Source organism: Kitasatospora dryopteridis (assembly GCF_050749075.1).
In the GTDB taxonomy this organism is placed as follows: Bacteria; Actinomycetota; Actinomycetes; order Streptomycetales; family Streptomycetaceae; genus Kitasatospora.
On record NZ_CP192749.1, the window covers coordinates 7,516,285 to 7,526,292 of the forward strand.

Genomic DNA, 10,008 nt, shown 5'->3' on the forward strand with positions numbered 1-10,008 from the left:
GGCGGAAGGACCGTTCGGGGGCGACCGGACAGCGACGCTCCCACCGTACAGGAACACCTGAACAGGTATTCACATGTAGTCGATAGGATTGGCATATGGGCCACGGAGTCGACGCCAGGAACGCAGCCAGCACCCGCGAGCGGCTCGACGCCGTGGGGGCGACCGACGTCGCCGCCACCCTCCAGGCCCTCGCCACCCCCTCGCGCCTGCGGATCCTCGCCCGGCTGAACGAGGGGCCCTGCGCGGTCGGCGACCTCGCCGAGGCCGTCGGGATGGAGGCCTCCGCCTGCTCGCACCAGCTGCGGCTGCTGCGCAACCTGGGCCTGGTCGCGACCGAGCGGCGCGGCCGCTCGATCGTCTACTCGCTGTACGACCACCATGTCGCCGAACTCCTCGACCAGGCGCTGTTCCACGTCGAGCACCTGCGCCTCGGCCTGCGGGACGAGGCCGAGCCGGCAGTCGGGACCCGGCCCGCCGCAGTGCGGTAGTGGCGCTCGTCGGTCGGGGCCGTGCGGCAGGGCGATGCCCTCTTCCGGCGATCAAAACTCCGTTGTCGGTGCGTGCCCCTACTGTCAGAATCCGTTCGGCCCCGAGCGAGTAGCGCCCGGGTGCCGCACTGTCTTTCAACTCCTGGGGGATGCATTGAAGTTCACCCTGCCTGCCCGCTCTCTCGGCCGGGCGGCCGCCGGTGTCGCCACGGCCCTCGCCGTGGCCGGCACCACCGTTCTGACCGGCGGCGCCGCGCACGCGCAGGCCGTCACCTCCGGTTCGCTGAGCTTCAGCGGCGACCAGGGCGACTGGATCACGGGCGGTCAGTCCTACAGCTACGCGACGGACGCGCAGGACAAGTTCGACGTCTACGCGAGCACCGACCACCGGGTCATCAGCCTTTCGCTCAACGGCGCCCACGGTGGCTGGTGGAGCCTCGACCTGAAGGCCCCGGAGGGCAAGCAGCTCGCCGTCGGCGAGTACACGGGGGCGACCCGGGCCCCGTTCTCCGGCCCGGCCGAGCCCGGCCTGGACCTGTCCGGTGACGGCCGCGGCTGCAACACGCTGACCGGCTCCTTCACCATCAGCAACGTGGCCTTCGGCCCCAACGGCTACGTGCAGACCCTGGACGCCACCTTCGAGCAGCACTGCGAGGGCTGGACCGCTGCCGCCCGCGGCGAGGTGCACATCCACAACCCGGCCCCGCCGGCCGAACTGGACCTCGGCCTCGGAGTGGCGGTGGACGGCACCGCGAGCACCCTGAACGGCAAGGCCACCGTGCACGGCACCGTCACCTGCAACAAGCCGGCCGCGGTGACCGTCTCCGGGCAGGTGTCGCAGGTCAGCCACCGCGTGCTGATCCGCGGGTCGTACACCACCACGGTGCCCTGCGTGCCGGGCGCCCCGGTGGCGTGGCAGGCGAAGGCCGAGCCGACGGGCACCACGCCCTTCCAGAAGGGCGACGCCGAGGTGGCCGCCCAGGCCTCCGCCGTCGACTCCGACTACGGCACCACCGCGACGGCCGGCCAGACCACGGCCGTCCGCCTTACCAAGACCGCCGGCTGACGGTACGGAACCGCAGGGGGCACGGGGCGGACCGCCCCGTGCCCCTGCGTCTCTCAGGGACTCCCGGGGAGGGTGGCCGCGGTGACCACCAGCGTGTCGTAGGGCATGGTGAAGCTCCCGCCGGCCGCGTCGACGACCTCGCCGATGCCGTCCAGCAGCTTCGCCAGGTCGGCCGACGGCAGGCCGGAGTGGCCGCCGGTGGTGGGGAGTTGGTCGAGCCACTCCTCGCGGCCGTACGTCCGCTCCCAGGAGAAGCTCCACTGCTCCGGGTCGCCGTACGCGCCCGTCGACCGAATGCCGCCGGCGGCCTTCGCGCACAGCATCGCGTACCCGTCGACGGTGCCGGCCGAGGCCCAGCGGCGGTGCGCCGGGGAGCCGGGCAGCAGCCGGCCGTAGACCTCGGCGAAGGCGCGGGCCACGTCCTGCGGCGGCCGGTCGGCGTTCCAGAACACCGCCAGCCGTCCGCCGGGCCTCAGCGCCTCGGCGGCTTTCGCCGCTCCGGCGACCGGGTCCACCCAGTGCCAGGTCTGGCCGGAGACGACGGCGTCGAAGGTGCGGCCGGCCGGGTCCCAGGCCTCGAAGGCCGCGACCTCGACATCGATGCCGCGGTGGCGGGTCCACTCGGCCATCCGCGGATCGGCCTCGACGCCCAGCACCGTGCAGCCGGCTGCCCGGAACTGCCGGGCCGCGATGCCGGTCCCGATGCCGACGTCGACGACCTCGGGCCCGGGGATGCGGGCGGCGACCGCCGCCACCATGGCGTCGGGGTAGCGCGGGCGGGCCCGGTCGTAACGCGCCGGGTCGGTGCCGAACGACTCGGCGAGGTTCCGGACTTGGCGGGGCCCTTGAGGCGGGGGAGGAGGCACCCCGGGCGGTAGAGTGGGCATGCGCCCACTATGAGTGGGCGCTCGCCCACTCGTCAACGGGGCCCGGCCGGTACCCCGGCGTTCGGCCGTGAAGGGAGACCCGGGAATGCCCACAGGAGTGGCCCTCCGCGACGCGCGGGAGCAGCTGTTCGACGCCGCCGAGCGCATCCTGCTCAGGGACGGGCCGAGCGCACTCACCAGCAGGGCCGTCACCACCGAGGCCGGCTGCGCCAAGGGCGTCCTGCACCGGCACTTCGCCGACTTCGACGCCTTCCTCGCCGAACTCGTGCTCGACCGCACCGCCCGGCTCGAAGCCCGGGGCGAGGGACTGCGCGGCACCGCCGGCACCGGTGCGGTCGCCGACAACCTCGCCGGTGCACTGACCGGCCTGTTCGAGTCCGTCGCGGTGGCGATCATCGCCCTCACCACCTCCCGCGACGCGCTGCGCGCCCGGCTGCGCGACGGCAGGCCGAGCGGCGTCCCGCTGCTGACCGAGGCCACCACCGTGATCGCCGGCTACCTGGCCGCCGAACGCGACCTCGGCCGGATCACCGCCGACGCCGACATCGACACCCTCGCACCCACCCTGATCGGCGCCGCCCACCTGCTGTTCGCCGACCGGAACGGCACCCCGCCGCAGCCCGCAGCCGTCCGCCGTACGGTGGCCGCGGTGATCGCCGGCGTGCTGCCGGACCCGCAGACGTGAACAGCCCTTCCGCCCGCCGGACTTCGCGTGCCCCGGCGGGCCGACCGGAGGGATCTTGCGAAGCGGCCCGACCGTCCGCCGCGCCCCGTAGGCTCGCCGGGTGACCGCAGCAGAGTGGGAAGAAGCCTGGACGGACGGCGGACGGCGCGCCGTCCACATCGGCGACGTCGCCGACTTCAACGCGCAGTTCATCCCACAGACCCCGGCCGCCCGGCGCCGGGCCCACCACTACTCCTGCCTCGCCGCGTTCTACACCCCGCACCCCGCCGCCCTGCTGCTCCCCGGCGAGCCGGAAGCCGAGTGGACCGCCTGGCTCGCACGGGAGTTGGCGTGGGATCCGGTGGAACTGCACACCGGCCTGGCCGACGAGCACACCACCGTGCGCGGCGCCCTCGCCGCCCGCCCGGCACTCCAAAACCGCGTCGACCGACTCGGCCTGCCCGTAAGGACCTGGGGCCGCACCGAAGGCCCCGGGCTGGAGGCCGTGCACCGCTTCGAGTCCAAGGCCGCCTCGCACGAACTCTTCGCCAGGACGGCAGCCGCCGGCCACCCCGGCATCCTGGTGCCCCGTCAGCAGCCCGCGGCCTCCCCGCGGCACGCCGCCCGACTGCTCGCCGCCCGCGCCCGGCGCGGCGAGACCGCCGTCCTCAAGGCCCACCACGGCGTGGGCGGCTACGGTACGGCCGTACTCACCCCGCAGGACGTCACCGCGGCCGGCGGGGCCAGGGCGCTGCTCCGCGAACTCGCGGCGACACGGGTGCTGCCGCCGGGCGGGCTGCTGGTCGAGGAGTACGTACCGGGGCGCGGCCGGCTGCGGAACCTCACCTTCGACGCGGTGATCGCCGACGACGGCAGCGTGCACCCGGTCGGCACCGCCGTCATGCACCTCGACGGCACCAGCTACCAGGGCGCCACCACCGGCCCGGGCGCGGTGCCGCCGCGCGCGGCCGCCACCGCCCGGGCGTTCGGCCTCGCGGTCGGTGCCGAACTCGTCCGGGCCGGCCACCGCGGCTGGTACGACATCGACTTCGTCACCGACCCGGCCGGGCGGCTCGCCCCGACCGAGGCCAACCTGCGGCTCACCGGCCCCGCCGTCGCCTTCGTGCTCAGGGCCCGACTCGACGCCGTGCACGGCCCCGGCCACCGGGTGCGCACCCTGGACCGGCTGCCGCTCGGCGCCCGCCTCCCACAGCAGGCCCTGCTCGCCCACCTGGCCGGCCTGGCCGAACGCTGCGCCCGCTTCGGGGTGCGGCTGCTGCCGACCATCCCCACCGCGAGCTGGGACGAGCTGCTGCCGACCGTCGGTGTCGCCCTCGCCGCCCGCACCCCGGAACCACAGGCCGCCCTGGACGCCCTGGACGCGGCTGAGGCGGTCGTCCGCGCGGCCGGCGAGGCACTCGCCGACCCCTTCGACGCGGTGGGGCCCGACGGCGCCCGTCCTTCGTAGAGCCGCAACCGCACTGCTCGCGTTCTCGGCCGGGAGACGTCCCCGGGCATCACGCCTCAGCCCTTCGCCGAGCCGCGGCCCGTGGTGGCCGGCGGTGCCACGTCCGGCCGCGCCAGCAGGAAGACCATCACCACGGCCGCGGACGCGATCAGCGACATGTTGAACACGAAGACCATCATGACCTCCCGCATCCAGTCGGTCGGCTTGGTCAGCCGGTACATGTTGTCCTGCGGCCACCAGGAGGCGAGCAGCCAGCTCACCGAGAGGTGGGTGAGCCTGGTGAGCCCCGGCCCCCGGCCGAGCCTGGTCACCGAGGGGTGACCGAAGAACAGGAACACCATGCCGAGGGCGAAGCCCAGCCACTCGGTCAGGTAGAGGAGCCCGAACGGCCAGTGGTACGCCGTCGGCACGCCCGAGAGGTCGGTCGAGCCGGGCCAGAGCGCAGGGGTGAGGATCAGGCCGGCGAGGAAGGAGAGGCCGAAGACGAGCAGCGAAAGGAGCACGCGGTCGAAGTCGCGGACGTCGCCCCGGCCTCCGCCGCCCTTGGCGGAGGTCTTGCCCGGGCCGCCCCCGTGGCCGCGCGGCGCGGGCAGCGGCAGGGCCGCGCGGTCCAGCTTGCCGGCACGGGTGCGCGGCAGTGCCGGGACGGGGACGACCGCCTCCGGGACCAGCTGCTTGGGCAGCCGGTCGGCCAGGTACTCCCGGACTGCCGCGGCCTCCGGCCCCGTGCCCTCGGCGGCGACCACGTAGGCCACCAACGGCCCATTCGCAGCAGCCCGTTCGGGGCCGAGCACGGTCACCGCGCACTCCCGGACCTCGGGGTGGCCGCGCAGGACGGCCTCCGCCCGGGCGGCGTCCGCGGTGCCGGAACCGGTGTCCCGGCCGATGTACTCCAGCAGCCCGTCCGGCCGCCGCCGGGCGAGATCGCCGGTGCGGTAGGCGCGGTCGTCGATTCCGGGCAGGAAGGCGAAGCGGGACTTCGTCAGATCGGGCAGCCGGGGGTAGCCGCGGCCGACACCCCGGCCGGTGACGCAGATCTCGCCGATCGCGCCGTCCGGGACGGGCCGGTCGTCCTTGCCGATCAGGTGGATGCCGTTGCCGGGGAAGGGCCGCCCGATCAGCGACACCTGCTCGGGGTGCTCCACGTCCCCGGCGAGGTCGGCCGGGTCGAAGTAGGTGCTGTCCACGGCCGCTTCGGCCACGCCGTACACATTGATCACCCGGACGCCCGGGCCGAGGTAGCGCTGCAGCCTCAACTGCTCGTCCAGGTACCACTTCTCCGCGCCGACGGTGAGCAGCCGCAGCTCGCCGAGCTCCAGGCCGCGCGGCAGCAGGTGGTCGAGCAGGCGGCGCGCGGTGTGGACGTTGGTCTCCATCACGGTGATCCGCTCGTCGATCACCAGCCGGTGCAGCTCGGACAGTTCGGCCGTCCGGTCGAGGGTGAAGTTCCGCCGGGCCATCACCAGGCAGCCGCCGGTGCACAGCGCCCGGACCCAGTCCGCGGTGAAGACGTCGAACTCCAGGGTCGCCGTCTGCAGGAACCGGTCGGCCGCGGTCAGCCCGTACACCTCGCGCCAACCCCGGTGGGAGTGCAGCAGATTGCGGTGCTCGACCAGGGCGCCCTTGGGCAGGCCGGTGGAGCCCGAGGTGTAGAAGATGCACGCCGGGTCGTCGGTGGTGGGGCCGACCCCGAGCGGCCCGTCCCGGTGTGCGGCGATCTCCTCCGCGGCGGTGTCCGGACAGAGCACCGCGGCATCGCCGGAGTCGGCCAGGCGGACGCGGTGCACCTCCTCGGTCACCACCACCGCCGGTGCGGCGTCGGCCAGCACGTGCCGGATCGTCCGGTCCGGGCCGGTCGGCTCCAGCGGCACATAGGCCGCACCGGTCTTGAGCACTGCGAGCAGCGCGGTGATCAGCTCCGTGCCGCGGCCGAGCGCGACCGCGGCACAGCGGCCCGGGCCGAGCCCGAGGCCCGTCAGGTGCCGGGCCAGCCGGTCCGCCCGCGCGTTCAACTCCCCGTACGTGAGCCGGACCTCGCCGCAGACCACGGCCGGTGCGTCCGGTGCGCGCAGCGCCTGTTCCTCGAACAGGCCGTGGACGGTCTGCGCCTCCCCCTGCATGGTTCAACCCCTCCCTCGTCGGCGGTACCGCCTTGAGCCTGCCCGCCCCCACTGACAGTGTGCAGCCGATCCGCCTCGGTGACCGGCCCGAGATGCGGGTAGTTGCACCCTCGTCACCGGATCGGGACGCCCTCAGGACCGTCGTCGGCTACCGATGGCCGACCGATGCGGCCGGCCCGGTCCCGGACGCACCATGGAGACCGCCGGGATTGCCCGGCAGCTGCACCCGATCGGGAGGGGACCACCATGACCGCCTACGCCATCGCCCGGCTCCGCGACATCGACTTCGGCCCCGACATCGTCGAGTACCTCCGGCGGATCGACGCCACGCTCGACGGCTTCGGCGGCCGGTTCGTCGTCCACGGCGGCGAGTTCGAGGTCCTGGAGGGCGAGTGGACGGGCGACACGATCGTCATCGCCTTCCCCGACCGGGCACAGGCCCGCGCCTGGTACGACTCGCCCGCCTACCGGGACATCCTCGGCCTGCGGACCCGCCACTCCACCGCCGACGCCGTCATCGTCGAGGGCGTGGGGGAGGGCTACCGCGGCGCCGACGCCCTGAAGAAGCTGCTGGCGGACTGAAGCCTGTCGCCCGAAGGCAGTTGGGCGCCCCTGACGGTTGCCCCGACTCGGGCGGGTCTCCCACCGGGGCGCGTGGGGGTACCTCCCGGGCCGAAGGCTGGGGGAGAACCGCGCAATCCGGGGGCGGGCGTCGTAGTGGCAATGGGCCGAGCCATGGCTTGTGCGGCGCCCCCTCGGGGCCGAATGCGGGGGCCTGGTGCGCCGAAGGTGTGCGCGGCGACCCCGAAAAATTAACCTCCGAGGTCTACTCGCGTAAACCCTGGGAGCAGCAAGCTTGTTGAGCGCCCGGAACCTGTCCGTCCGGGTGCTCTTCGCGCTTCCCGCCCTCTGGAGTCACGCATGACCTGGATACGTCCGCTGCGCCGCACCGCCGCCGCGCTCGGCGCCGCCGCCCTCGCCGCCACCGCCCTGCTGACCGGTGCCGGCACGGCCGAGGCCGCACTGCCCACCCCGGTCTCCACCAGCACCGCGAAGACCTACCTGGCGAGCCTGACGGTCGCCGCCGAGTCCCACGAGTCCACCTACGACCGGAACCTCTTCCCGCACTGGATCACCATCTCCGGCACCTGCAACACCCGCGAGACGGTGCTGAAGAGGGACGGGGTCGGCGTCACCACCGACTCCGCCTGCGCCGCCACCGGCGGCACCTGGACCTCCGCGTACGACAACGCGGTCACCACCAACGCCTCGAGCTTCGACATCGACCACCTGATCCCGCTCGCCGAGGCGTGGCGCTCCGGCGCCTGGGCCTGGAGCACCGCCCAGCGCCAGAACCTCGCCAACGACCTCACCCGCCCGCAGCTCATCGCGGTCTCGGCGAGCTCCAACCGCTCCAAGGGCGACCAGGACCCGTCGACCTGGCTGCCGCAGGCCTCGTACCGCTGCGTCTACGTGCGGGCCTGGGTGCAGGTGAAGTACTACTACGGGCTGTCCGTCGACAGCGCCGAGAAGTCCGCGCTCACCTCGGTGCTCAACGGCTGCTGAGCCCGGGTGCGACGGACGCCCGGCCGCTCCCCTCGGGGGTGGGAGCGGCCGGGCGTCCGGCCCGCGGGAGTGCTCAGGCAGGGAGCTGCGCCTCGATCGCGGCGATGATCTCGTCCGCCTCCGGCTCGGTGCGCGGGCGGAACCGGCCGACCACCGTGCCGTCCGGGGACAGCAGGAACTTCTCGAAGTTCCACTGGACGTCGCCCGCCGCGCCCTCGGCGTCCGGCGTCTCGGTCAGCCGCGCGAACAGCGGGTGACGGTCCTCGCCGTTCACCTCCACCTTCTCGAACAGCGGGAAGGACACGCCGTAGGTGGTGGAGCAGAAGGTCTGGATCTCCTCGGCCGAACCCGGCTCCTGCCCGAGGAACTGGTTGCAGGGGAAGCCGAGCACCGTGAAGCCGCGGTCGGCGTAGCGCTGCTGCAGCCGCTCCAGGCCGGCGTACTGCGGGGTCAGGCCGCACTTCGAGGCCACGTTGACCAGCAGCAGGGCCTTGCCCTTGTGGTCGGCGAGCGAGGCGGGCTCGCCGGCGAGGGTGTGCAGGGGGATGTCGTACAGGCTCAACGGAGGGTCCCTTCGGGGCGTCGGTCATACGGCGCACCTGGTGCGCCGGAGCGCACAACCACGCGCGCCGCCGATCTGTTCCCGCCCCCGGCCCCGAGCTGCGCGCTACGGCGGGCGAGTCACGACGCGCACCGCCACCCGGACGGCGGAGGGTGCTCGCCGGAGCACCGTGCGTGTGTTCTGCTGGCCGCCATGAGCAACCCCGACGGCGTCGCGCACTACGAGGACCTCCGCGCCCTCTTCGTGAACTGCACTCTCAAGCGTTCCCCCGAGCGCAGCCACACCCAGGGCCTGATCGACATCAGCGCCGGGATCATGGCGCGGCAGGGTGTCGCGGTCGAGCAGATCCGCGCCGTCGACCACGACATCGCCACCGGCGTCTGGCCGGACATGACCGAGCACGGCTGGGAGACCGACCAGTGGCCGGTCCTCTACTCCCAGGTGATGTCCGCCGACATCCTCGTCCTGTGCGGGCCGGTCTGGCTCGGAGACAACTCCTCGGTGACGAAGAAGGTGATCGAGCGGCTGTACGCCTGCTCGTCGATCCTCAACTCCCAGGGCCAGTACGCCTACTACGGGCGGGTCGGCGGCTGTCTGGTCACCGGCAACGAGGACGGTGCCAAGCACTGTGCGATGAACGTGATCTACAGCCTGCAGCACCTCGGCTACGTCATCCCGCCGCAGGCCGATGCGGGCTGGGTCGGCCCGGCCGGCCCCGGCCCGTCCTACCTGGACGAGGGCTCCGGCGGTCCGGAGAACGACTTCACCAACCGCAACACCACCTTCATGACCTGGAACCTGATGCACCTCGCCCGGATGCTCAAGGACGCCGGCGGCATGCCCGCCCACGGCAACCAGCGCTCCGAGTGGGACGCCGGCTGCCGCTTCGACTTCGAGAACCCCGAGCACCGCTGAACGACCGGTCCACTTACAGAGGACCGGCACGTCGGGAAGTGGCCGTGGTTGCGGGTGGCCTTCCGTAGCCGGGAGTTGATCGACTCGATCACGTTCGTCGAGTGGACGACGGTCCTTGTCGTCGGCGGGACCGCCACATAGGGCGTGGACTCGGGCCAGGCCCGCTGCTGTGACAGGTCGGACCGGATCCGGGGGCGGGTCCTGCCAGACGGTCAGCTCCTCGGCGTCGGTGACCTTGCCGATCAGATCCGCGCTGACCTCGACGCCGTGGA

At 73.3% G+C, this 10,008-nt stretch carries 10 protein-coding genes and 1 pseudogene; 7 read left to right on the forward strand and 4 right to left on the reverse strand.

All coding sequences use genetic code 11. The features are described from left to right. The first annotated feature begins 95 nt into the window (after positions 1–95). Both ACQ614_RS34125 and ACQ614_RS34130 read left to right on the forward strand, forming a co-directional pair. Positions 96–488, forward strand: a complete 393-nt coding sequence (locus ACQ614_RS34125; RefSeq protein WP_431682985.1) for an ArsR/SmtB family transcription factor — start codon at positions 96–98, stop codon at positions 486–488. 154 nt (positions 489–642) lie between these two features. Further along, the gene (locus ACQ614_RS34130) at positions 643–1,554 is read left to right on the forward strand and encodes a hypothetical protein (protein WP_431682986.1); all 912 of its coding nucleotides are present in this window, start codon (positions 643–645) and stop codon (positions 1,552–1,554) included. A 53-nt stretch (positions 1,555–1,607) separates the two neighbouring features. Here ACQ614_RS34130 and ACQ614_RS34135 read toward each other — a convergent pair whose 3' ends face one another. Then, the gene (locus tag ACQ614_RS34135) at positions 1,608–2,441 is read right to left on the reverse strand and encodes a class I SAM-dependent methyltransferase (RefSeq protein ID WP_431682987.1); all 834 of its coding nucleotides are present in this window, start codon (positions 2,439–2,441) and stop codon (positions 1,608–1,610) included. Positions 2,442–2,526: 85 nt separating this feature from the next. On the opposite strand from ACQ614_RS34135, the gene ACQ614_RS34140 reads away from it, so the two are divergent. Together ACQ614_RS34140 and ACQ614_RS34145 are read left to right on the forward strand one after the other, a co-directional pair. Beyond that, positions 2,527–3,126 carry a TetR/AcrR family transcriptional regulator gene (locus ACQ614_RS34140; protein WP_431682988.1) on the forward strand — a complete coding sequence of 200 codons (600 nt, stop codon included), beginning with the start codon at positions 2,527–2,529 and terminating at the stop codon, positions 3,124–3,126. Positions 3,127–3,226: 100 nt separating this feature from the next. Beyond that, the gene (locus ACQ614_RS34145) at positions 3,227–4,573 is read left to right on the forward strand and encodes a hypothetical protein (protein ID WP_431682989.1); all 1,347 of its coding nucleotides are present in this window, start codon (positions 3,227–3,229) and stop codon (positions 4,571–4,573) included. 56 nt (positions 4,574–4,629) lie between these two features. Here the strand turns inward: ACQ614_RS34145 and ACQ614_RS34150 are convergent, their stop codons facing one another. Then, the gene (locus tag ACQ614_RS34150) at positions 4,630–6,693 is read right to left on the reverse strand and encodes an amino acid adenylation domain-containing protein (RefSeq protein ID WP_431682990.1); all 2,064 of its coding nucleotides are present in this window, start codon (positions 6,691–6,693) and stop codon (positions 4,630–4,632) included. Between the two features lie 246 nt (positions 6,694–6,939). Between ACQ614_RS34150 and ACQ614_RS34155 the strand changes: the two genes are divergently transcribed. Both ACQ614_RS34155 and ACQ614_RS34160 read left to right on the forward strand, forming a co-directional pair. Next, positions 6,940–7,275, forward strand: a complete 336-nt coding sequence (locus ACQ614_RS34155; protein ID WP_431682991.1) for a DUF1330 domain-containing protein — start codon at positions 6,940–6,942, stop codon at positions 7,273–7,275. A gap of 339 nt (positions 7,276–7,614) precedes the next feature. Beyond that, positions 7,615–8,259: an HNH endonuclease family protein gene (locus tag ACQ614_RS34160; protein WP_431682992.1), complete on the forward strand. Its 645-nt coding sequence runs from the start codon at positions 7,615–7,617 to the stop codon at positions 8,257–8,259. Positions 8,260–8,332: 73 nt separating this feature from the next. Here ACQ614_RS34160 and ACQ614_RS34165 read toward each other — a convergent pair whose 3' ends face one another. Then, positions 8,333–8,821 (reverse strand): glutathione peroxidase, encoded by a 489-nt coding sequence (locus tag ACQ614_RS34165; RefSeq protein WP_431682993.1) that lies wholly within the window; start codon positions 8,819–8,821, stop codon positions 8,333–8,335. Between the two features lie 192 nt (positions 8,822–9,013). Here ACQ614_RS34165 and ACQ614_RS34170 point away from each other — a divergent pair, with 192 nt between their 5' ends. Beyond that, a complete protein-coding gene (locus ACQ614_RS34170; protein WP_431682994.1) occupies positions 9,014–9,736 on the forward strand; it encodes a flavodoxin family protein in 723 nt (240 codons plus the stop codon). Between the two features lie 29 nt (positions 9,737–9,765). On the opposite strand, the pseudogene ACQ614_RS34175 reads toward ACQ614_RS34170, so the two are convergent. Then, positions 9,766–9,897: pseudogene (locus ACQ614_RS34175) on the reverse strand (transposase); the annotation flags it as partial. Positions 9,898–10,008 lie beyond the last annotated feature (111 nt).